This is a genomic window from Niallia sp. FSL W8-0951, from assembly GCF_038006525.1.
In the GTDB taxonomy this organism is placed as follows: domain Bacteria; phylum Bacillota; class Bacilli; order Bacillales; family Cytobacillaceae; genus Niallia; species Niallia circulans.
In genome coordinates this window covers 3,533,291-3,555,758 of the sequence record NZ_JBBOVK010000001.1, presented here as the reverse complement: position 1 = coordinate 3,555,758, position 22,468 = coordinate 3,533,291, and the positions used below count along the sequence as shown (strand labels likewise).

The window sequence follows — 22,468 nt, the reverse complement described above, 5'->3', positions numbered from 1 at the left end:
AGAGGCGTTTTTGTTTGGAATTTGTGGGAGTGAGGGGGGATTAGTTAGTGGCTGGTGGTTTGGCTGATAAATCTGAAGTTTGGCTGATAAATCTGAAGCTTGGCTGATAAATCTGAAGTTTGGCTGATAAATCTGAAGTTTGGCTGATAAATCTGAAGTTTGGCTGATAAATCTGAAGTTTGGCTGATAAATCTGAAGTTTGGCTGATAAGTACTGAAGTTTGGCTGATAAGTACTGAAGTTTGGCTGATAAGTACTGAAGTTTGGCTGATAAATCTGAAGTTTGGCTGATAAATCTGAAGTTTGGCTGATAAATCTGAAGTTTGGCTGATAAATCTGAAGTTTGGCTGAAAAATCTGAAGTTTGGCTGAAAAATCTGAAGTTTGGCTGATAAATCTGAAGTTTGGCTGATAAATCTGAAGTTTGGCTGATAAATCTGAAGTTTGGCTGATAAATCTGAAGTTTGGCTGAAAAATCTGAAGTTTGGCTGATAAATCTGAAGTTTGGCTGATAAATCTGAAGTTTGGCTGAAAAATCTGAAGTTTGGCTGATAAATCTGAAGTTTGGCTGAAAAATCTGAAGTTTGGCTGATAAATCTGAAGTTTGGCTGATAAATCTGAAGTTTGGCTGAAAAATCTGAAGTTTGGCTGATAAATACTGAAGTTTGGCTGATAAGTACTGAGGTTTGGCTGATAAATCTGAGGTTTGGCTGATAACGCCCCAAGTTTGGCTGATATCCTAAAATCCCTTCCCTTAATTTTGCTCTTGTCTCAGTGTTTCTAGCCAATAATTCCAAATTTCTGCCCGAATCGACTCCATCATTAGAAGGATAATCACAAAAACGGCACCCAAATCAACTCCATAGTCAATCACCACTGCAAAATCCCTTCCTTCATTTAACATTCTACACGCATCACACCCTCCAAACTAAAAAAAAGCTTTATCACTTGTCCTCAATAACAAGTAATAAAGCCATTTCCAAAAGTTAGTTCGCTTCGCTCTTCGCTGAAGTCCGACTCTTCTTTTGCCAAAACTCCCTTACTTTAATGATCGCATCCTCTGTGTTTTGCACATATAAATCGATAGTTTGCTCATCTTTATATTGTAAAGCCGTTCTTTCATAGAGCGGATCATAATAGTAGGTTAACAGCAATTCAACAGCTTCAGCATAGTTTCTAGTCTGTAGAGATTCTTCAATTTTAGCAGCCGCGGGTGTGTGGATGCGCCGCTTGATTAATTGGAATGCTTCTACACATTCATCATGATGATTGGCTGGAGAATAGTCAGTCAATATATGCTGAACTCGTTCCTCGATTGGCATATGAATAAATAGCTGAAGGCCAGCCTCCTTTTTTTTCAAAAGAAAGTTAGGCAGCAGTACTTTGCCAATTCGCTTACTTTCACCTTCCATTAAAAAATAGGAAGAAGCAGGCAGCTTTTCGATTTCGCCGACAAGCAAGGAGTCGAAAGTCTTCTGATTATGGGGCTTGAGTCCAATTTGGCCGAAGATGGAGCCGCGGTGATTGGCCATTCCTTCCAAGTCCAATACAGGAAGTCCTTCTTGTTTTAAATGCTGTAAAATAACAGTTTTATTGGAACCAGTGTAGCCGTTTAAGACAATTGCTTCCTGAGCCATTTCCATTGTATCTAATTGGTGGATAACCCATTGTCGGTACGTCCGGAAACCGCCTTGCAAGCGGTAGCTATGCACGCCCATTAAATCAATAACGGTTGCCGCTGTTTTACTGCGCATGCCGCCCCGCCAGCAAAAGACCACTACATCCCTTGATAATTCTTGGAATGACTGGATGAAAGCAGGCAGTTTAGCAGACACGATTTCCAAGCCGCGAGCTTTTGCCGCTTCCACACTTACCTGCTTATAAAGAGTCCCAACTTCTGCTCTTTCCTCATCTGTAAAAAGAGGGATATTGACACTGCCAGGAATTGTATGCTCGTTAAATTCAGAAGGAGAGCGAACATCTACTAAAGAAAATTCTTTTTTCTCCCGTAATTCAAATAATCGTTCGATTGTTATATCTTGAAACAAGGTAGCTCCGCCTTTCTCTTACCCAACAAAAATATGGCCAGGGCTCTCTTCTTTGACTTCTCCAATAATCGCCGCTTCTACACCGGCATCAACTAATTCTTGCAGCAATGCATCTGCTTGTTCACCTTCAACAGAAATAAGCAGTCCACCAGAAGTTACCGCATCGCATAAAATTAACTGATCAAGCTCATCTAATCTAGAAGCAAAAGTAACATCGCCTTCTAGGTGGGCAAAGTTATTTTTCGTACCGCCAGGAATTACCCCTTGTTCCGCTAATTCTTTTACACGTGGAAGAACAGGAACTTGATCGCGGTTAATATGGATGGTTGTATTGCTTCCTTTCGCCATCTCTGAAGCATGTCCAAGTAATCCAAATCCAGTTACATCTGTACAAGCATGTACATTATAAGACTCCATCACTTCAGCAGCCTTCTTATTCAGTGTAGCCATAACTTTTGTCACACGATCAATTTCTTCTGCTGTTAATAGACCCCTTTTAATCGAAGTGGTTAAAATACCGACACCGATTGGTTTGGTTAAAATTAGTTTGTCAGTAGGCTTAGCACCGGCATTTGTACGTACTTTATCTGGATGGATGGTTCCAGTGACAGCAAGACCAAATTTTGGTTCTTTATCATCAATGGAATGTCCGCCGACAAGGGTAGCTCCAGCTTCTTTCACTTTATCGCCAGCACCTCGCATAATATCAGCCAAAATTTCTTTTTCTAAAACAGAAATAGGGAAAGCCACAATGTTTAGGGCAGTTAACGGTTTTCCACCCATTGCATAAATATCACTTAAGGCATTTGCTGCAGCAATTTGTCCAAACGAGTAAGGATCATCCACAATTGGCGTAAAGAAATCGACTGTTTGCACGATTGCTAATTCATCTGTCAGCTTGTAAACGCCAGCATCATCGCTTGTATCTAAGCCAACAAGAAGATTTGGATTTTTCTCTGCTGGTGGTAATGTACGAATGACTTCAGATAAGTCAGCAGGACCGATTTTGCAGCCGCAGCCTCCTTTGGAAGATAAAGATGTAAGTTTAACGGAATAAGACTGTGTCATATGACACCAACCTTCTTTCTAGTAAATTAAATATTTTTTATTAAGTATTCTTCTCTATTATAAAGCAGTTAGCAGGACATTGCATGCTTAGTAGATTGGATGGGAAAAAAAGGAGATTAAATCATTTTCGGGTACCTAAATTTTAAAATATGATATAATTTAAAACGCAATTAATCTAATATATCGAAGGTGAAAGTGATGAGTACGTTAGCAGAGGAGCAATCAAGTAAAAAAAGAACGTTTTGGTTCGCTTTTCTATTTGTTTTAGTCGCAGTAATCGGTCTCACATATGTGAAATGGTGGCCATATTATCATAAGGCCATCCTTTCTTTTCAAACAAATTCTATCGGAGATTCGATTCTGCAAGATCAGATTTCCGGAACATTCACATGGAGTGCCGCAGTAGATTATACGGTTACTTACTTCCAATCTGTTTGGAAGGCAGCAATTTTAGGTATTCTGCTAGGTTCCCTTGTGCAAGTTCTTCTGCCGACTGGCTGGCTGTTAAAAGTGCTAGGGAAAACAAGCTTTGGCAGTACTGCAGCAGCAGGACTAGCATCTATACCAGGAATGATGTGTACTTGCTGTGCCGCGCCAGTCGCTGTGGGGCTTCGTAAAAAAAATGCCTCCGTCGGCGCAAGCTTGGCCTTTTGGATTGGGAATCCAACCATCAACCCAGCAACCTTAATTTTTATGACTTTTGTCCTTTCTTGGAAGTTTACTGTATTACGTCTTATCGTTGGACTAGTTTTAACCTTTGGCATTAGCTATTTTGCCAACCGCTTTGTCAAAAATCCAACTCCTGTTTCTATGGATAAATTAATAGAAGATGCGGAAGTAGATAAGCGTTCATTTTTAAATAGATGGCTTACTTCTCTTGGAAGCATGGTTCTTTATGTGGTACCGGCCTATGTTCTGTCCGTATTAATTCTAGGTGCAGCGCGTTTTTGGCTCTTCCCGCAGCTAAGTGACAGCATGTCTAATAGTTTGATTGCTATTCTGATTTTTGCAGTAGCTGGGATGCTTTTTGTTATTCCAACAGCCGCTGAAATTCCGATCATTCAAACGTTAATGGCAATGGGTCTTGGAGCAGGACCAGCTGCGGCCCTGCTTATTACACTGCCAAGTATAAGCTTGCCATCTTTATTGATGGTAGCGAAATCCTTTCCAAGAAAAGTACTCGTATTTGTATCCATATCGGTAGTCGTTTTAGGAATTATCAGTGGATTAATAGGAAAGTTAATATTCTAGTATGTTAAGATCCGCATGTGTTAAAACACGGCGGATCTGTTCTTTTTTACAACGTCAGTGGAGGAACGGATGACTAGTTTTGGTTCATAAATAATCGGGTCGTCCAAGGAAAGATTGTATTCTTTTCCTTCAACGGCTGCAATAATTCTTCTAGCTGCATCTATTCCCATATGACTTTTCGGATGGGCGATAGTAGTTAATGGAAGATTTGGTGAGTCAGCTAGTGCAGTATCATCGAAGCCAACAAGGGAGATATCCTCTGGTACAGATAAATGCAATTTTTGTAAAACTTTGTGAACGATAACGGCAACATAATCATTGTAGCAGACGATAGCAGTAGGCATATTCTTTCTATTTGTAAGCGTATTCAAAATTTTCTCCTCCAAACCAGCATGTAATTCTTCGGTAGTAAAAGTAACGACAAGCTCCGGTGCAATCGTAAGCCTCTCATTTCGCAGCGCCTGCAAAAAGCCTTGCATGCGATGAACGCCTTGTAAATCATCCGATTGAAAGAGACCAAGAATTGGCTCATGCCCAAGCTGGATTAAATGATCTGTTGCCATATATCCGCCTTTTACATCATCCATAATTAAATAGAAGGGAGAGAGCTGCGAATAATATTGATTAATCATTACATAGGGGATATGGCGTTCCTCCAGCTCCAGGTAATAATCTAGATTAGGATTGAAGTGACTGCTTTTTGTAGGTTCTAAAATGAGTCCGTCCACATTTAAATCAAGGAGCTTGCGGATACATAATCGCTCCTTTGCATGATCATTTTCCGTACAAACTAATGTTAAAGAATATCCCCTTTCTGTTAAATAAGTTTCCATTCCACGGATAATCGATGGAAAAATATAATCAGAAAGATAAGTGGTCATCACCCCAATGTTTTTCCCATTCGCTATTTTCTGGCCCTTTCTACTAGCAAAAGGTTCCCCGCAAAAGGTGCCAACACCCTGCTCCCGATAGAGCCATCCCTCATCGACAAGTTCTCCAATCGCTAATCGAACCGTATGCCTGCTTACATCAAACAGCTTCGAAAGCTCATACTCCGAATAAATCCGATCCCCCGGTTTCACTCGTCCATTGATTACCCAATCCTTTACCGATTCCATCACCATTACCTTTTTTGAATGTCGCCCCATTGTAACTCCCCCTTTAAATGCAAATCTGTTACTTCTAACAAATGCAGCCATTTCCGCAGATATACATTTTTTATTGTTTTTGTGAAAAGTTTATTGGATTGGAGAGGATGAAAGAATTCGCAAATAAAGGTGGAAAGGTCGCAAATAAAGTAAGAAAAATGCAACCAATGCTATAAAAACTGCAAACTCATTCTCCATCAGCCCCAACAAAAAAGCATAATCGGCAAGTATACAATGAAAATTATTCAATAAAATAACAATAACCGCATTTATAAACGAAAAAATACTACAACCAAATTTTGATTTTACATTAATATAAATAAATATAGACATTTACAATTTCAAGTATATACATTATAATGAAAGCGATAACAGTTCGGAGGTGTCCTTCATGAAAAAAGAGCAGGTAATCAATGAATATCGAGAATATAAAGGATCTGGTCGAAAGCCCGCGGATTATGATTTATATTGGGATAAGGCGTTACAAGAGCTAGACGAACAAAGCTTAGATTACGAGTTAGAAAGAGTAGAGATTCCTTCCAAAACGGCAGAATTTTTCAACTTATATTTTACAGGTGTAAAAGGTGCAAGGATAAGATGCCAATATATCCGTCCGAAAAAAATAGAAGGAAAGGTGCCTGGGATGCTGATGTTTCATGGCTACCATGGGGATAGCGGGGACTTTGGTGATAAGCTTTCCTGGGTAACAGAGGGGTTCGCTGTTCTTGCGATGGATTGTCGCGGGCAAGGAGGAGAGTCAGAAGATACGACAACGGCGAAAGGAACGACATTAAAAGGATTAATTATCCGCGGTGTCGAAGAAGGACCAGAGAGCCTTTATTATCGAAGCGTATTTTTAGATACTGCTCATGCAGCTAGAATTTTAATGAGCATGGAGGAAGTTGATGAAGAGGCTGTTTCTGTTCAAGGTGCCTCACAAGGCGGTGCTCTGTCATTAGTCTGTGCAGCACTAGAACCGAGAGTGAAAAAAGTAGTAGCACAATATCCTTTCCTTAGTGATTATCGCAAAGTATTTGAGTTAGACATTAATTCATCTGCATATGAGGAATTGGCATATTGGTTCCGGTTCAGAGATCCAATGCATGACAGAGAAGAGGAATTTTTCGATACATTAGAATACATTGACTTACAGCATTTGGCACCGAGAATTAAAGCAGAAGTAAAGTGGGCAATTGCCTTAGAAGATGGCGTTTGTCCGCCAGCAACGCAATTTGCTGTGTACAATCAGATTTCTTCACCAAAAGAGATGATTTTCTTCCCAGAGTACGGGCATGAATATTTGCCGAAGCTCGGAGATAGAGTCAGGGGGTTTTTGTTAAATCATGAGTAGAATGATTACATTCAATAAAGAAACACTAGAATTTCATTTATCAAACGGACTTATAAGTTATTTATTTCGTGTCATTGAAAAAACATCCCAGCTAGAGCATCTTTATTTTGGTAAGGCAATCCGACATCGTCATAATTTTCAATATTTACTAGAAAGAGAGATTCGTCCTTCTAATAATCAAATAGAGGGAGATCATACTTCTTCTTTAGAGCATATAAGACAAGAATACCCTTCTTATGGAACAACAGATTTTCGCACACCGGCACAGCAAATTCGTTATCCGGAAGGGGATCGGATTTCTGATTTCCGTTATGATCATCATAGCATCCTAGAAGGAAAGCCTGCATTAACGGGACTGCCTGCTACTTATGTAGAGGACAAAGGCGAAGCGGAGACATTAGAGGTTGTTTTAAAAGATACGTATTCAGACATAAGTATTCATTTATTTTATACAATTTTTGCGGGGAGAAAAGCAATTGCTCGGAGTGCGAAGTTTGTAAACAATGGTAAGCAAAGCTATGATTTAGAATCAGCGTTGAGCTTAAGTCTTGATTTTCCTGATAAAAATTTTGAACTTGTTCATTTACATGGAGCTTGGGCACGGGAAAATCAGATGGAAAGAAAGCCTGTGATGACGGGTATTCAAGCGATTTCTAGTGCAAGAGGGGCAAGCAGCCATCAGCATAATCCGTTTATGGCATTGGTGCGACCGGATACGACAGAGCATACAGGACAGGCATATGGCTTTAGTTTAATTTACAGCGGCAATTTTTTAGCACAAGTGGAAGTGGATACATATCAAGTAACAAGAGCGATGATCGGCATCAATCCATTCGAATTCACTTGGCGCTTAAAGCCGAATGAAGCATTCCAGACGCCAGAAGCTGTTGTTGTATTTTCAGATGAAGGCCTGAATGGGATGAGTCAGACCTTCCATGAGCTATATCGTACAAGACTTGCTCGCGGTGAATGGCGCGATAAAGAACGTCCGATTCTCATTAATAACTGGGAAGCAACCTATTTCGATTTTAATGAGGATAAGATTTTGGATATTGCCAAAAAAGCAGCTGAAGTGGGTGTCGAATTATTCGTCCTCGATGATGGCTGGTTTGGGGAAAGACATGACGACACTTCTTCCTTAGGAGACTGGTTTGAAAATAAAGACAAATTGCCAAATGGCATTAAAGGTTTAGCAGAGAAAATTCATGCATTAGATCTAAAGTTTGGTTTATGGTTTGAACCAGAAATGATCAGCAAAGGCACGAAGCTTTTTGCAGACCATCCAGATTGGCTTATTCATGTTCCTGGAAAAAGAACATCTCATGGCCGCAACCAATTTGTCCTCGACTATTCTCGTCCAGAAGTTGTCGACGGAATTTTTGCTCAAATGGATGCTATTCTTTCTACCAGCAAAATCGACTATATCAAATGGGATATGAACCGTTATATTTCCGAGGTCTTTTCGATTGCTTTGCCAAAGGAGCAGCAGGGAGAAGTATTCCATCGCTATATTTTAGGTGTGTATTCTCTATATGAGAGACTGCTAGCTAAATATCCACATCTATTAATCGAATCCTGTGCTGGGGGCGGAGCTAGATTCGACCCAGGCATGCTCTACTATGCTCCCCAAGCGTGGGCTAGTGATGATACGGATGCAGTTGAGCGTTTGAAAATTCAATATGGTACTTCTATGGTTTATCCGTTATCTAGCATTGGGAGTCATGTGTCAGCTATTCCAAATCATCAAGTTGGCAGGATGACGAGCTTAGATACAAGAGCAAATGTTGCTTATTTCGGTACATTTGGCTATGAACTGGACATTACGAAAATGTCGGAAGAAGAGCATGCGAAGATGAAGGAGCATATTGCTTTCTTTAAAAAGCATCGCAAGCTAATCCAGCAAGGTACATTTATCCGTTTACAAAGTCCTTTTACGAATAACGAAACAGCCTGGATGGTCGTCTCCGAAGATAAGACAGAAGCAATCATCGGCTATTATGAAGTGCTGGCAAAGCCGAATCGACCGTATGAACGCTTGCGGTTAAAGGGCTTAGCAGCAGATAAATTATATACGATTAATAATGATGTAGAGCGATATGGCGATGATTTAATGGAAATCGGGCTAATATTTGCGGGGAATTATATCGACCGTGCCAGCGATTACTGGTCAAGAGAGCATATTTCCGATTACAACAGCAAGATATTTTATTTAGCAGAGAAACAATAAAGGAGATTAAAATCATGAAAAAGTTCCCGGAAAATTTTTGGTGGGGTGCAGCAACATCTGGGCCGCAGAGTGAAGGTCGTTTTAATAAACAGCATGCGAACGTTTTTGACTACTGGTATGAAACGGAGCCAGAAGTATTCCATAATCATGTAGGACCAGATACAGCATCTAATTTTTACAATAGTTATGTAGAAGATATTGCGTTAATGAAAGAGATCAACTTAAACTCTGTTCGTACATCGATTCAGTGGACACGTTTAATTGATGATTTCGAAACAGCAAGCTTAAATGAAGATGGGGTGCGTTTTTATAACAATGTAATTGATGAATTTATCAGGCAAGGGATTACACCTGTAATGAACCTGCACCATTTCGATTTGCCTGTCGAGCTGTATCATCAATATGGCGGCTGGGAATCCAAGCATGTCGTTGATCTTTTTGCCAAGTTTGCTCGCCGCTGCTTTGAATTATTCGGCGATCGCGTGAAGCATTGGTTTACATTTAATGAGCCATTGGTCATTGTCGATGGGCAATATTTATACCAATTCCATTATCCAAAAGTAGTAGACGGAAAAAAGGCAGTACAGGTGGCATATAACTTAAACCTAGCATCTGCAAAGGCAATTAAAGAATTCCGCGACTTAAAAATGAACGAAAAAGGTGCGAAAATAGGTACAATCTTAAATCTAACTCCTTCTTATCCAGCAAGCGATAAGCCAGAAGATGTGGAAGCAGGGAGAATTGCAGACCTATGGCGCAATGAAATGTTCTTGCATACAGCCGTATACGGAGAATTTCCGCCTGCATTAGTGGAACTTTTAACAAAGGATAAAGTAATTTGGGAATCAACAGAAGAAGAGCTAACGATTTTAAAAGAAAATACCATTGATACACTTGGGGTAAACTTCTATCATCCTTCGCGTGTAAAAGCGCCAGATGTAGCACCGAACAGTGTCGGCGACTGGATGCCAGATCGCTATTACGATCATTATGCTATGCCTGGCCGCCGCATGAACTTGGATAAAGGCTGGGAGATCTTTCCGGAGGCGCTATATGATATTGCCATTAATATTCGTGATAACTATAAAAATATCGAATGGTTTGTATCAGAGAATGGCATGGGCGTTTCCCGCGAGGAACGTTTCTTAAATGAAGAAGGTGTGATCGAGGATGATTACCGCATTGAATTTATTCAAGAACATTTAGAATGGGTTCATAAGGGAATCGAGGAGGGCTCTAATTGTTATGGCTATCATTTATGGACGCCAATCGATTGCTGGAGCTGGATGAATGCCTATCGCAACCGCTATGGATTTATTTCAAACAATATTCATACACAAGTGAAAACTATTAAGAAATCGGGTCATTGGATTAAAGAAGTAAGTGCTAAGAATGGGATTGAATAATTAGGAAGAAGATCATCGCTTAATTTTTGCGATGGTCTTTTCTCCAGGCATATAATTAAGAGTAAAAACGCACACAAATCGGGGGTGTTCAAATGTCCTTATTAGTAATGGATATAGGCGGGTCTTCTGTAAAGTTTGCTGTCTGGGAAAAAGAACAGCTAGTGGACAAAGGCTCTTTCATCACACCAAAAACTTGGGATGAGATGAAACAAGAAATGATACAGTTAAAAGAAAAAATGGACGCAAAATACACTATTGAGGGTATTGCATTTAGTGCTCCAGGGGCGGTGAATCAAAGGAAAGGAATAATTGAAGGGGCAAGTGCTGTTCCTTATATTCACCACTTTCCAGTTATTTTCGAGCTAGAGGGACTATTTGGCTGTCCAGTTTCCATGGAAAATGATGCAAACTGTGCAGGTCTGGCGGAAGTATGGAAAGGTGCCGCACGTGGAATGCAGAATGTTCTGTTCGTAGTTATTGGCTCGGGAATTGGCGGCGCAGTGATTGTGGATGGGAAAATCCGCCATGGAAAACATCTATTTGGGGGCGAGTTTGGATACATGCTGCTTAAAGAAGATAAAACCTTTAGTGACCTAGGGACGGCTGTCAATATGGCAAAACGCTATTCCAAGCGAATGGGATTAGAAACGCCATTAAGCGGCAAAGAAGTATTCGATCTCGCCGAACAAGGGGATAAGACAGCAAAAGAAGAAGTAAAAACGTTCTATCACTATTTGGCAACAGGCATCTATAATCTGCAGTACAGCTTCGATCCGGAAAAAATCATAATTGGCGGGGGTGTCTCTGCTAAAGAAGGCTTACTAGACGAATTGAACCTTCATCTTGCCAGAGTAGTAGAAAGCACAAAAATCGCTCCATTCATTCCCGAAGTAGCTATATGCGAATTTCAAAATGACGCCAATTTAATTGGTGCTGTTTATAATTATGAGCTTGCTTTTGGGAAGTAGGCAGTGGAAAGGGCGGAGTCACAAGTAAACTTGCAAGAAGCGCAAATAAATGGACAAAATCCACAAGTAATCTAGCAAATTGCACAAACAAGTTTTTGGATCTCTCAAACAAACAGACACGGTACCGCCGAAGTAGCGCTGACCATTAAACAACGATCAAAATTCAATATATTGCTAGTCCACAATATTATTTTTTGCAAAAAATAGCAGTTAAAATAATTGGAGAAGAGGGACAAATCATGTATACGGCTAATGAAAATAGGTATGAAAAAATGATTTACAATCGTGTGGGGAAGAGCGGATTGAAATTATCGGCGCTGTCACTAGGGCTGTGGCATAATTTTGGGGGTGTCGATTTATTTGAAAATAGTCGTGCTCTTGTAAGAAGAGCATTTGATTTGGGAATTACGCATTTTGATTTGGCGAATAACTATGGACCGCCTGCCGGCAGTGCGGAGGAGAATTTTGCGAGAATCTTAGAAAAGGATTTAAAGCCGTATCGGGATGAGCTGATTATTTCCACAAAAGCAGGATATGGGATGTGGGCTGGTCCGTATGGTGATGGTGGCTCGAAGAAATATTTAGTGGCTAGTCTTGATCAAAGCTTAAAGCGGATGGGTCTTGAATATGTGGATATTTATTATCACCATCGTCCAGATGAGGAAACGCCCTTAGAGGAGACGGCGGAGGCTTTGGATTTATTGGTCCGTCAAGGCAAAGCGTTATATGTTGGTGTTTCCAACTATTCACCGGAGCAAACAAGAGAAATAGCGCGGATTTTTGAAGATAAAAAAACGCCATTCATTATTCATCAGCCTTCTTACAGCATGTTTAATCGCTGGATTGAGGATGGATTGAAGGATGTTTTAGTGGAAAAACAGCTTGGAGCGATTGCTTTTAGTCCACTTGCTCAAGGATTATTGACAGACCGCTATCTAAATGGCATTCCTGAGGATTCTCGTGCCAATCGGGAAACGGGACTATGGCTGCATAAAGAAAATGTGGATCAGACAATAGATAAAGTAAGAGCTTTAAACAATATTGCGAAAGAACGAGGGCAAACCCTTGCCGAAATGGCAGTTGCCTGGATTTTGCGTGATGGCATTGTCACAAGTGTACTCATTGGTGCAAGCAAGATAAGCCAAATTGAAGACAATGTGAAGGCACTGGATAATATTCATTTTAGTGCGGAAGAGCTCGTGGCTATTGATAAGGTGCTAAGAGGATAAAGAGAAAACCACTGCAGAGCAGTGGTTTTCGTTTTAATTTGCTAAGCGTTTGATCATTTCTAAGCACATTCTTGCATTATGGTAGGGACATTTCCATGAGTCGACGATGTTTTCTTGTGTTTGGTACTTTTCATCGCGGAGAGAAGAAATAACTTCACCGTTTGTATCAATGCGGGAGTACCATTCGCCGCCCTCGCGCTTATCATGGATAGATGCTTGAATGTATTTCCATACATCCTCACTATATATTAAATAGTTTTGGATATTCGTTAATTCATAGGCATTGTGGAAGCCGATTACTGCTTCGGCTTGTCCCCACCAGACTCTTGTTGCGTGAATGGTGCCATTTGCCTTGTAATCCATAAGCGATCCATCTTCAGCAAGCCCTTCTCTAGCAACCTCCAATGCCATGAGCTTATTCATTTCTACTATTTCTGGTCTATCGAGCTTAGTTACATTCAATGCTTCTGATAAAAGCCAGCTCGTTTCAATATCATGTCCAAACGAGAAAGTATCTTTTATACTATTCCAATTTTGGTCAAAGGCAGCGTGGCAATAATGCTTTTGATGATCAAAAATATGTGTATGGAATAGCGTTAATAGATTATCAATTTTGCGTAATAGTCTTTCATCAGGCCAAATTTGGTAAAGGGTCGTGTATGCTTCGATAATATGCAAATGGCTATTTGTTGTAAAGGCAGCCTCCACGCACTCATTTAATAGAACATTTTCCTTTTTAGTCCAATCGGCATTAAATTCTTCCAAATAACCGTTTAATGATTCAGAGAAGCAAATATCTTCTATAAGATAAAATAATTTTTGTGCTAAAGCTAATACTTCCATATCTTTAGACACCTTATAATATTCACTTAAGCCATAAAGCGCAAAGCTTTGGGCATAGACATGCTTTGATGAGATAACCGGATTTCCTTTATAATCAACAAGCCAATAGATGCCGCCGTTTTCCTGATCCCAGAGCTTATTTTTAAAAAATTCATAAGCATGATGGGCAGCTTCTAAATAGGCTGGATCTTGTTTGTATTGATACACAGCGGAAAAGGTCCATAGGTTTCTAGCACCTAAAACGCCACCTTTATGGGCTTCAGGATGAAGCTTTAAATGGTAATCAACCACCCCGTAGAATCCGCCGTTCTCCTTATCCATTAGATTTAACCAAAATGGCAAAATACGATTCTCCAACTCTTCCATAAACTCTATTTTCTTCATGGTAACTCCTCCTCTTTTTTACCTTCTTTACCCTTCAACAATATTGCGAATCCATTTTTTTGTATAAGTTCTTTTTAACCCCAAGAAGGCTCGAATAAAATCATGGGAGTTAGCAAGTGCATAGACAGCAAACAATGGCAGCTGGAAGTATACGCCTAATGCAGCAAGTGGAAGCCCGACTAGCCAAACACCGATTGTGTCTAGCCACATTACATATTTTGTGTCGCCTCCAGCACGCAAGATGCCGACATTGTTGATATAATTTAGATTTTTGGCAATGGAAAAGGGGATATAGACAAACATAATGCCATAAACAAGTTGTTCTACTTCTGGTGTAAGTCGATAAAGCGACAGCACATGCGGGAGTAGGATTAAAATCAGAATTCCGACGACAATAGAAGTTCCCGTAGTAATCCGGATGAAATTCTTCGCATACTGAAAAGCACCTTTTTTATCATTTGCACCAAGCTGATTTCCAATCATGACTGCCGATGCATCGCTTATCCCGGTAAAGACACAGGTGAAAATAAAAATAATCGGATCAATCATCGAGATAGCGGCAGTTTGATTTGTGCCCATTGTGGCATACAGCCAGAAAAAGAGCGTATCTCCAAGCGTCCATGTACCATGGTTAATGATGGATGGCATCGTGATTTTAAAATATTGTTTGCTTAAACTGCTTCGGAAAACATCGAGATTCTTTTTGATAATCGAAAAAGAAAGGAACTCTTTTTTTACAAGAAGCATGAAAAGAAGAGCAGTTTGAATGATACGAGCGATTAGTGTCGCAATCGCAGCACCTTCGACTCCTAATGCAGGTGCTCCGAAATTCCCGTATATAAGGACATAGTTTAATAGCGTATTCACTAATAAGGCAATTACGCTATAATAGGTTGGTTTACGTACTTCGCCAGTTGTTTTTAAAGCGATTACAAAAATCATAGATAAGGCTGTAAAAACATAGGAGTAACCGAGAATTTGCAGAAATTCACCGCCCAATTGCTTAACAGAAATATCCGAAGAAAAAAAGCTAAGAATCGGGTAGGAGAAAAACTGTGTCAAGAGTGTAAAGAAAAGGGAAAAAACTGCGGTGAGTACGCTTACAAAGATAACCGAGCGACTAATGCCGTTTTTATTTTTTGCTCCCCAGTATTGGGCACAGAAGATGGTTGCGCCACTTGCAAATCCTTGTAGAAGAATCGTCGGAATCTGCGTGAATTTATTGGCAATCCCCACAGCTGCAATACTGTCTACACCAAGTCTGCCGACCATAATGGAGTCAATAATATTAAGACCTGAAGTAATCAAAAGCTGAATAGTAATAGGGATGGTAAAATACATCATTTTCCTATAATATTCTTTCTTGCTATCTTCCATTCTGTCACTTTCTTTCTATTAAATTGTCTATTTTTTCTCCCGTTTTGTTCTTTACTTATTGGAAGTCGAAATATATAATTAATTTACAACAAAAGTATAGACAATTCAATATAAAACTTTATATTTATATTGATTTATTGATAAAGGAGGAAAGTGCGATGGAATTTATGAAAGGATTTAGCTTTGGATTTATGAGCAAAAGAGGAGAATGGCAAGAGGAGAAAACGATAGAATCACTGAAGCTGCTAAAAGAAAGATGTGCAGTTGAACATATTGTCCTAACTGTTGTTGCAGAGCAGGATACTCCACAATCCACCACAATTAATTGGAAGAATCATCCCGATGTAGTCAGTGATGAAGAAACCGTGCAATTAATTGAATACGCTAACAAAATAGGCTTAGAGGTCACTTTAAAGCCAATGGTAAACGTGGCAGATGGTACATGGCGTGCCCATATTAATTTCTTTGATACGGATGTACCTTGTGAACCAAAATGGTCTGAATGGTTCGCTTCTTATAATGAGTACATTCTGCACTATGCAAAGCTAGCAGAGCAAATGAAGTGTCCCATGTTTGTAATCGGCTGCGAACTAGTAAATGCAGACAGAAGAGAAGCTGAATGGCGTCACCTTATAAAAGAAGTGCGCAAAGTATATAGCGGTTTAATCACATATAACTGCGATAAGTACCAAGAAGATGTCTTAAAGTGGTGGGATGCTGTTGACGTAATTTCTTCTAGCGGCTATTACCCGATTGATGCCTGGGAAGCACAATTAGACCGTATCGAAAAAGTAGTACAGAAACACAAGAAACCTTTCTTTTTCTGTGAAGCTGGCTGTCCAAGCTGGGTAGGTGGAGATTTGCTCCCAAATGATTGGACAAAAAGAGGCGAATTCAGCGAAGAAGTTCAAAAAAGATGGTATGAAGCAATGTTTCAAGCAACCAGCAAACGCAGCTGGGTAAAGGGATTTGCCTTATGGGACTGGAAAGCTCATCTATATCCAATCGAACAAGCAAAAAGTAATCAAGATTACGCTGTATATGGAAAAGCGGCAGAAAAAGTGATTAAGGATTATTATTCTTCTGTTGGTGGAGAGTGAGGATGGAGGGTAGTTGTAGGATGAACGCGAATAGCCGAGGGAATTGGAACAGTGATGTTCATAAAGGAGATGAAAGCCAAAAGAAGCGGAGGTACGCGGGAAAGTGGTGTTCATAAGAGAGATGAAAGCCTAAACCAGCCTAGGCAATCATAAAAATGGTGTTCATGAAGCAATAAAAGCGGTAAGAACAGTCAAAAGCAAACAAAGCAACAATATATCAAGTGTCCTAGCAAGCAATAAATCAAATCATTAAAATGTATGCGCTTAACATAACTATATCACCATAAAAATAATTGTCCTTACTTTTTCAACAAAAGACTATACAAATGGAATTGACCATGGTAGAATATGTTTGTAAGCGCTTAATGGTAAAGTTTTCAAAATATGCTTTAACTCTTTATATGACCTAATTATTTGGAGGGAAAATAGAATGGGGATTAAAAAAGGTAATAAACTATTTCGGTTTGGCCTGATTGCTAGTGCAGCTGCATTAATGCTTGGTGCTTGTAGCAGTGATTCGGAAAAGCAAGGGGGAAAAGGGGCAGACGGGAAAGAGACAATCACTTTTATTAACCACAAAACAGACTGGACTGGGAATGGCAAATGGGATGAGTACATTGCACAATTCAATGAAAAACATCCAGATATTGAAGTGAAAGTAGAAACAATTACTGATTATGCTGGTCAAATGCAAATTCGCATGAACTCAAAAGATTATGGCGATGTGTTAATGGTGCCAACAACGATTAAGCCAGAAGACAACGCAAACTTCTTTGAGCCGCTTGGTGATCAAAAGGAATTAGAAGAAAAATACTTATTATTAACAGACCGTGCATATGACGGTGTATCTTATGGTATTCCAATTGCCGTAAATACAACAGGTGTACTTGTTAATATGAAAGTATTCAATGATGCAGGAATTACTGAATTCCCTAAAACGCCAGAAGAATTTCTAGCAGCATTAGGAAAAATTAAAGAATTAAATCCGGATATTACGCCATTATACACAAACTATGCTTCTAACTGGGCAATGTCGAATTGGGATTTCGTACGTGAATCTGCAGCAGGCGATCCAAACTTCACAAATGAGTTAACAACAGATAAAACGCCATTTGATGATGGAAAGCCTATGAATACTATTTACAAATTGCTTTATGACTCTGTAAAAGAAGGCTATACAGAAGCGGATCCAACGACAACAGATTGGGAACAATCTAAGCAAGATCTTGCTGATGGAAAAGTAGCAGCAATGGTATTAGGAAGCTGGGCAATTGAACAAGTACAAGCGCTAGCGGAAAATCCAGAAGACATCCAATTCGCTGCATTTCCAACAACACACGATGGAAAACAATACACAGTGATTGGTGGAGACTACAATATTGGTATTAACGTAAACAGTGAGCATAAAGAAGCTGCACGCACATTCTTAGATTGGTTTGTTGATGAGTCAAACTATGCTGCTGACACTGGCGGAATATCTCCAAAAGTGGGAGCTGATTTACCAGCTGCACTTAAATCAATGGAAACTGCTGGAGTGGAATTCTTCCAAGCAACACCTGCTCCTGCTGGAAAAGAATCATTGTTTGCTGATATCAACAACAGTTCGGAAATCGGTTTAGGTACAACGGATGCAACCAAACAACGAATCGTGGATGCGGCAAAGGGCAACACAAAAGAATCTTTTGACGATATCATGAAAGAGCTTAACGAAAAATGGGGCAATGCAATCGAAGAGGTTGGACAATAAACCAATATAGAAATCGCAAGTATTATGGGGAAATGAAAACGATTAAAAAGATTGTTATTTAAAAATGGAGGGTTATCTTAAAAGAGAAAATCTCTTAAGGTACCCTTCATTACTATTGAGTTTTTGTAAAAATCAGTTTTCAGACGGGGCACAGCAGAGAAAATCCTTCTTACTTTGTAGTCATTAACTATTCATTTGTACGATGCTATAACACAAGAGAGTTCCCGTTTGTAGTTTCATATTTTACGCCGGCGCCGATGGAGGTGAATGAGTTTTCCATAAAAGGCGTTAGTGAAAGAATAAGAGGTGTAGGCAAGATGAATAAAATGAAATTGGGGTATAACGGGCAGAGACGATTAATCATTGTTTTATTTTCCGCCCTGCCAGTTTTTTTACTTTTGTTATTTTCATATTATCCTTTATTTAAAATGGTACAGTATAGTTTTACAAACTGGAATGGAATAAGCCCGACAAGTGAAAATGTTGGCTGGGATAACTATATTCGCATTTTTACCACTCCTGAATATTTCTCTGTTTTTAAAGTAAGCTTATATTATTTCTTTGCAACATTTGTACAACTAGGAATCGCATTATATTTTGCGACCGTTTTAACGTTTAAAGTAAAATTCGCAAACCTTTGGAAAGGAATTCTTTTCTTCCCATATTTATTAAATGGGGTAGCGATTGGGTTCATTTTCTTATATTTCTACAAAGGTGGAGGTACGCTAGATACCGTATTGAATTTCTTAGGACTAGAAGATCAAATCCGTCTTTGGTTAGGGGATCGCTCCATTAATAACGTATCAATGGCATTTACTTCTATTTGGCGTTATATGGGCTTTAACTTTATCATCTTCCTTGGTGCTATTCAGTCTATTGATTCAGAAATTTATGAAGCTGCAGAGATTGATGGAGCAAATCGCTGGCAGCAATTCCGATATATTATTATGCCGAGTATTAAGCAGATTATTTTCTTAAATATTATCCTTGGTATCAGTGGCTCACTGAGTGTATTCGAAATTCCTTATATCATGACTGGTGGATCAAACGGTACGAAGACATTCGTTATCCAGACAATTGACACAGCCTTTAAGTTCAGCAAGGTCGGATTAGCATCTGCGATGGCGTTAGTATTACTTGTTATTGTTATTGTTGTGACATTGCTGCAGCAGTTCTTAACAAGAGAGAAAGGAGCGAAATAACATGAAATCACAAACTAGCTTGGAAAAACAAACAGGAATAAAAAGTGAAAATGGATTAACAACTGCGATGATGGTAAAGAATATCCTCGGATTCATTGTCAAATATGGAAGCTTATTAATCGGAGCCGCTGTTGCCATTGTTCCTGTTTTAGTTGTGATTATTGGCTCCTTTAAATCAAAGCAGGAATTTTTAACAACGGGTGTATTAGAACTGCCGAAGAATTTTACCTTTAACAATTATGTTACAGCCTTTGTGGATGGACAAATGCTGACTGGTTTTAAAAATACGATCCTTATCTTTATTGCATCCATCATCGGAAAACTCCTTTTAGGAACGATGATTGCCTATGTACTGGATCGCTTTAATTTTAAAATGAAGAAGGTTATTCTAGCATTATTCCTTCTTGCAACATTGATTCCTGGTATCACAACACAGGTTGCCACATTCCAAATCATTAATGGAATGGGATTATTTAATACCATCTGGTCTGTTATTGTTCTCAACTTAGGTACAGATGTTATTGCTGTTTATATCTTCCTGCAATATTTGAAAAACATCCCTGTTTCACTAGATGAAGCAGCGATTTTGGAAGGGGCATCGTATTTTACGATCTATCGTAAAATCATTCTGCCGTTATTAAAAGCACCGATGATTACGATTCTAATCATCAGTGGTGTCGGAATTTACAATGATTTCTACAATCCGTTCCTATATATGCCGTCACCAGATTTAAAGGTTATTTCGACAGCACTATTTGCCTTTAAAGGTCCGTACGGCACAGATTGGCCAGTTATCCTTGCTGGTGTTATCATCGTTATTCTTCCGATCCTAATTGTGTTCCTAACCTTACAGAAACATATTTATAATGGAGTATCTGGCTCTGTTAAATAAAGAAAAGGGATAGCATCCAAACAAGATGCTATCCCTTTTCCATTACACCGGCCGAGGCACAATATACTTTGTCAAAAAGATTGTCAACGGCGGGGCAAAGAAGATAAATACTAGTAAATTAATGCGGACGAGAAAACTAATCGCAATAATAGTGGCCAGTATAATCAAACTATTAATAAAACGGCGAATACAGGTGTCAAATGCGATTGCATACAGCCATTTTTGATCATCCTTGCCTTTCGGAGGATCAGCTAGAAAATAAATACAATAAATGTAATAAATCCAAGCGAAAAAAGTGAAGAAAACAAGCGGGAATTGAAAAAAGCCAAGAACAGGACTAGCTGTAATGAGCGAATAATAAACGGATAGTAAACTAGCCACAGTCAGCAAAAAGACTACAAAAGACAATAGTTTATTCCCCTTATGCTTCTGATAGGCCTCTTCAAAGGAAATGCGAATACTGTATTCTACCTCATTGTGAATACTTTCAATGCTATGAATCAGACCAATACCAGCAGGAACTAAGCCATATACAAGTCCCCCGCGCAAAAGATACATCCAAAAATAATACCCAGCAGTCGTATACTGAGCCACTCTGTTGATGAAAAGTATAATCTTATTATTCAATATGTTCACCCTTTTAATGTCTATATGTTAGTTATACATGTAAACGGAAACATTATCAATAGGGAGAATGCATAAAGAAAGGGGAAAGGATGCTATCCATGTTCCCCGTTAATTTATATATGAATAGTATTTTTTTTCAAGCGTGCAATCATATACTCTCCTTGCAGAAGCATAAATAGAAAAAACAACGGGATAGCAAGAAAGACAAGCTTGCGGTGCCATTGTAAGTTGCGATGAAGCAGGAATGCCGAAAATAAGTTAGTCAGCAGAAAATTAGTCATAAAAAAGTCACCCTTTTTTCTCTTAGTGTGATTAGAAAGGGTGATTTTTATTCAGGAGTCAGCAGCTGCAATAGTTTCAAGTGCGGACTGGCATGTTGGGAACACACGCATATCTAGCTTTTTCCCATATGTATATTGAATTTTATAACATAAATAGAACTTTGTTGCATATTAGAGAAAAATATATATCTGGAATATCGTGACAAGAAAACTACCTTTATTACCATCTGTTTTTATCTTTTGCTTCTAAGTATAGTTAGGGAATTTCCTATTCTAATCAAAGAATCACTAGTCCAATATCAAAGCTCAACGCTCTTTGGAAAACTTATCTGCTGTGCTGTAAAGGTATTTTGACAAAAGAAGTATTTACCATTCCAACCTGGTATCATTTGTTCATTTCAGTAGCCTCGCTATGGGACAGGCTTTTTGTTTAACTAATTTTGTTTTCCCATTTATTCATTTTTTTATCTAGTAAGTCATACAGCTCTTCTTCTCGATTAGAAAGCTTATAAAATAAGGATAATGCAACAAGGAGAGTATCAACACATTCTTCCTTAATGTCTTCTTTATTGAGCTGCTTATAGTCACTTCCGCTTGCATTTAAATAAGAAAGCACAGCCTGTGATACTTCTCCAGCTTCTTCTGATAATTTCAATGCCATTTGCTCCAGTGTCTTTGGCTCCAATTTACTCAGCTTCCTTAATCTCTCTAAGTAGGTGTTCATGGTCTTCTCTCCTTACTCTTATGTAACTACACTTTAGTTATAGTAATAATCCATTAAGCAGTCTTCTACTTTATAAGAACATGTTTTTTGTTATTAGCCTTGAGAATCCTCAACTGTTCGAATATTGATAGATTCGGATTGTAATCCCCCTATGCATTTAGCATGAAGGTTTTATGAAATTTCAGCTATATTTCAACTAGTTAATTTCATGTATAAGCATTTGTCCAATGAAATGGCTGAAGTTCTTGTAACGAGACATACTTAATTTCATCTGTTTTATGCGTCACGGCTACTAATACTTCACCTCCCCAATACAGCAATCTTTCTTGACAAATACCACAAGGAGTAAGAATTTTGAAAGGGCTATTTTCATCATCTCTTACAACACAAATGGAATGAGTAACTGTTGTTTGCTGTTTATGAGCTTCTAGGATAGATCCCACTTCTATACAAAGATTAGTTGCTGCATTCAGCACTTCTGGTGCTACGCTAGTAATAATATTTCCATCACTTGTACGCATTGCGGCTGCACCGCCCCAACCGGTAGGATAGCGCTTTTCAATTAGCTGCACTGCTGATTTATATAAAATGTCCATT

20 protein-coding genes are annotated in these 22,468 nt (G+C 39.0%); 10 read left to right on the top strand and 10 right to left on the bottom strand.

Annotation, left to right across the window (positions count from 1 at the left end; translation table 11 throughout):
- Positions 1-752 precede the first annotated feature (752 nt).
- The 3 genes from NSS71_RS17355 to selD all read right to left on the bottom strand — a co-directional run bounded on the left by NSS71_RS17355 (position 753) and on the right by selD (position 3,114).
- Positions 753-902, bottom strand: coding sequence for a hypothetical protein (locus tag NSS71_RS17355; protein ID WP_341151877.1), 150 nt, complete (start codon positions 900-902; stop codon positions 753-755).
- An 82-nt stretch (positions 903-984) separates the two neighbouring features.
- Positions 985-2,046, bottom strand: coding sequence for a tRNA 2-selenouridine(34) synthase MnmH (mnmH, locus tag NSS71_RS17350; RefSeq protein ID WP_341151876.1), 1,062 nt, complete (start codon positions 2,044-2,046; stop codon positions 985-987).
- An 18-nt stretch (positions 2,047-2,064) separates the two neighbouring features.
- A complete protein-coding gene (selD, locus tag NSS71_RS17345) occupies positions 2,065-3,114 on the bottom strand; it encodes a selenide, water dikinase SelD (RefSeq protein WP_341151875.1) in 1,050 nt (349 codons plus the stop codon).
- A 198-nt stretch (positions 3,115-3,312) separates the two neighbouring features.
- On the opposite strand from selD, the gene NSS71_RS17340 reads away from it, so the two are divergent.
- Positions 3,313-4,365 (top strand): permease, encoded by a 1,053-nt coding sequence (locus tag NSS71_RS17340; RefSeq protein WP_047942638.1) that lies wholly within the window; start codon positions 3,313-3,315, stop codon positions 4,363-4,365.
- A gap of 20 nt (positions 4,366-4,385) precedes the next feature.
- Here the strand turns inward: NSS71_RS17340 and NSS71_RS17335 are convergent, their stop codons facing one another.
- Positions 4,386-5,513 carry a GntR family transcriptional regulator gene (locus NSS71_RS17335; RefSeq protein ID WP_341151874.1) on the bottom strand — a complete coding sequence of 376 codons (1,128 nt, stop codon included), beginning with the start codon at positions 5,511-5,513 and terminating at the stop codon, positions 4,386-4,388.
- 391 nt (positions 5,514-5,904) lie between these two features.
- Here NSS71_RS17335 and NSS71_RS17330 point away from each other — a divergent pair, with 391 nt between their 5' ends.
- The 5 genes from NSS71_RS17330 (at position 5,905) to mgrA (ending at position 12,694) form a co-directional block, all read left to right on the top strand.
- On the top strand, positions 5,905-6,864 hold the full coding sequence (locus NSS71_RS17330) for an acetylxylan esterase (RefSeq protein ID WP_061801322.1): 960 nt from the start codon (positions 5,905-5,907) through the stop codon (positions 6,862-6,864).
- On the top strand, positions 6,857-9,091 hold the full coding sequence (locus NSS71_RS17325) for an alpha-galactosidase (protein WP_095258188.1): 2,235 nt from the start codon (positions 6,857-6,859) through the stop codon (positions 9,089-9,091). The genes NSS71_RS17330 and NSS71_RS17325 overlap by 8 nt, the downstream gene beginning before the upstream one ends.
- A gap of 14 nt (positions 9,092-9,105) precedes the next feature.
- Entirely contained in the window at positions 9,106-10,497 is a 1,392-nt protein-coding gene (locus tag NSS71_RS17320) for a glycoside hydrolase family 1 protein (RefSeq protein ID WP_341151873.1), read from the top strand.
- 92 nt (positions 10,498-10,589) lie between these two features.
- Complete coding sequence (locus tag NSS71_RS17315) at positions 10,590-11,465, top strand: ROK family protein (RefSeq protein WP_047942632.1); 876 nt, start codon at positions 10,590-10,592, stop codon at positions 11,463-11,465.
- Positions 11,466-11,701: 236 nt separating this feature from the next.
- Entirely contained in the window at positions 11,702-12,694 is a 993-nt protein-coding gene (mgrA, locus tag NSS71_RS17310) for an L-glyceraldehyde 3-phosphate reductase (protein ID WP_061801324.1), read from the top strand.
- A 33-nt stretch (positions 12,695-12,727) separates the two neighbouring features.
- Here mgrA and NSS71_RS17305 read toward each other — a convergent pair whose 3' ends face one another.
- Positions 12,728-13,921: an AGE family epimerase/isomerase gene (locus NSS71_RS17305; protein WP_144544813.1), complete on the bottom strand. Its 1,194-nt coding sequence runs from the start codon at positions 13,919-13,921 to the stop codon at positions 12,728-12,730.
- A 27-nt stretch (positions 13,922-13,948) separates the two neighbouring features.
- The gene (locus tag NSS71_RS17300) at positions 13,949-15,298 is read right to left on the bottom strand and encodes an MATE family efflux transporter (RefSeq protein ID WP_047942626.1); all 1,350 of its coding nucleotides are present in this window, start codon (positions 15,296-15,298) and stop codon (positions 13,949-13,951) included.
- Positions 15,299-15,456: 158 nt separating this feature from the next.
- Between NSS71_RS17300 and NSS71_RS17295 the strand changes: the two genes are divergently transcribed.
- From NSS71_RS17295 to NSS71_RS17280, 4 genes are all read left to right on the top strand, one after another.
- Positions 15,457-16,398, top strand: coding sequence for a glycoside hydrolase family 113 (locus NSS71_RS17295; protein ID WP_251689471.1), 942 nt, complete (start codon positions 15,457-15,459; stop codon positions 16,396-16,398).
- A gap of 430 nt (positions 16,399-16,828) precedes the next feature.
- Complete coding sequence (locus NSS71_RS17290) at positions 16,829-18,145, top strand: ABC transporter substrate-binding protein (RefSeq protein ID WP_217989383.1); 1,317 nt, start codon at positions 16,829-16,831, stop codon at positions 18,143-18,145.
- 317 nt (positions 18,146-18,462) lie between these two features.
- A complete protein-coding gene (locus NSS71_RS17285; RefSeq protein WP_095322810.1) occupies positions 18,463-19,347 on the top strand; it encodes a carbohydrate ABC transporter permease in 885 nt (294 codons plus the stop codon).
- Between the two features lie 67 nt (positions 19,348-19,414).
- Positions 19,415-20,239: a carbohydrate ABC transporter permease gene (locus NSS71_RS17280; RefSeq protein WP_047942718.1), complete on the top strand. Its 825-nt coding sequence runs from the start codon at positions 19,415-19,417 to the stop codon at positions 20,237-20,239.
- Between the two features lie 42 nt (positions 20,240-20,281).
- Here NSS71_RS17280 and NSS71_RS17275 read toward each other — a convergent pair whose 3' ends face one another.
- The 4 genes from NSS71_RS17275 to NSS71_RS17260 form a co-directional block, all read right to left on the bottom strand.
- Entirely contained in the window at positions 20,282-20,866 is a 585-nt protein-coding gene (locus NSS71_RS17275) for a hypothetical protein (protein ID WP_095320432.1), read from the bottom strand.
- A gap of 113 nt (positions 20,867-20,979) precedes the next feature.
- Positions 20,980-21,147 carry a hypothetical protein gene (locus NSS71_RS17270; RefSeq protein ID WP_156485498.1) on the bottom strand — a complete coding sequence of 56 codons (168 nt, stop codon included), beginning with the start codon at positions 21,145-21,147 and terminating at the stop codon, positions 20,980-20,982.
- 430 nt (positions 21,148-21,577) lie between these two features.
- Complete coding sequence (locus NSS71_RS17265; protein WP_047942622.1) at positions 21,578-21,871, bottom strand: MazG-like family protein; 294 nt, start codon at positions 21,869-21,871, stop codon at positions 21,578-21,580.
- Positions 21,872-22,077: 206 nt separating this feature from the next.
- Positions 22,078-22,467 (bottom strand): cytidine deaminase, encoded by a 390-nt coding sequence (locus NSS71_RS17260; protein ID WP_047942621.1) that lies wholly within the window; start codon positions 22,465-22,467, stop codon positions 22,078-22,080.
- Position 22,468 lies beyond the last annotated feature (1 nt).

Coding starts and splice junctions, on each gene's coding strand:
- NSS71_RS17315 (WP_047942632.1), top strand. CDS start 10,590: ATGTCCTTATTAGTAATGGATATAGGCGGGTCTTCTGTAAAGTTTGCT.
- NSS71_RS17330 (WP_061801322.1), top strand. CDS start 5,905: ATGAAAAAAGAGCAGGTAATCAATGAATATCGAGAATATAAAGGATCT.
- NSS71_RS17265 (WP_047942622.1), bottom strand. CDS start 21,871: ATGAACACCTACTTAGAGAGATTAAGGAAGCTGAGTAAATTGGAGCCA.
- NSS71_RS17300 (WP_047942626.1), bottom strand. CDS start 15,298: ATGGAAGATAGCAAGAAAGAATATTATAGGAAAATGATGTATTTTACC.
- NSS71_RS17320 (WP_341151873.1), top strand. CDS start 9,106: ATGAAAAAGTTCCCGGAAAATTTTTGGTGGGGTGCAGCAACATCTGGG.
- NSS71_RS17290 (WP_217989383.1), top strand. CDS start 16,829: ATGGGGATTAAAAAAGGTAATAAACTATTTCGGTTTGGCCTGATTGCT.
- selD (WP_341151875.1), bottom strand. CDS start 3,114: ATGACACAGTCTTATTCCGTTAAACTTACATCTTTATCTTCCAAAGGA.
- NSS71_RS17285 (WP_095322810.1), top strand. CDS start 18,463: ATGAATAAAATGAAATTGGGGTATAACGGGCAGAGACGATTAATCATT.
- NSS71_RS17270 (WP_156485498.1), bottom strand. CDS start 21,147: ATGACTAATTTTCTGCTGACTAACTTATTTTCGGCATTCCTGCTTCAT.
- NSS71_RS17305 (WP_144544813.1), bottom strand. CDS start 13,921: ATGAAGAAAATAGAGTTTATGGAAGAGTTGGAGAATCGTATTTTGCCA.
- NSS71_RS17335 (WP_341151874.1), bottom strand. CDS start 5,513: ATGGGGCGACATTCAAAAAAGGTAATGGTGATGGAATCGGTAAAGGAT.
- NSS71_RS17260 (WP_047942621.1), bottom strand. CDS start 22,467: ATGGACATTTTATATAAATCAGCAGTGCAGCTAATTGAAAAGCGCTAT.
- NSS71_RS17280 (WP_047942718.1), top strand. CDS start 19,415: ATGATGGTAAAGAATATCCTCGGATTCATTGTCAAATATGGAAGCTTA.
- NSS71_RS17325 (WP_095258188.1), top strand. CDS start 6,857: ATGAGTAGAATGATTACATTCAATAAAGAAACACTAGAATTTCATTTA.
- NSS71_RS17355 (WP_341151877.1), bottom strand. CDS start 902: ATGTTAAATGAAGGAAGGGATTTTGCAGTGGTGATTGACTATGGAGTT.
- NSS71_RS17295 (WP_251689471.1), top strand. CDS start 15,457: ATGGAATTTATGAAAGGATTTAGCTTTGGATTTATGAGCAAAAGAGGA.
- NSS71_RS17340 (WP_047942638.1), top strand. CDS start 3,313: ATGAGTACGTTAGCAGAGGAGCAATCAAGTAAAAAAAGAACGTTTTGG.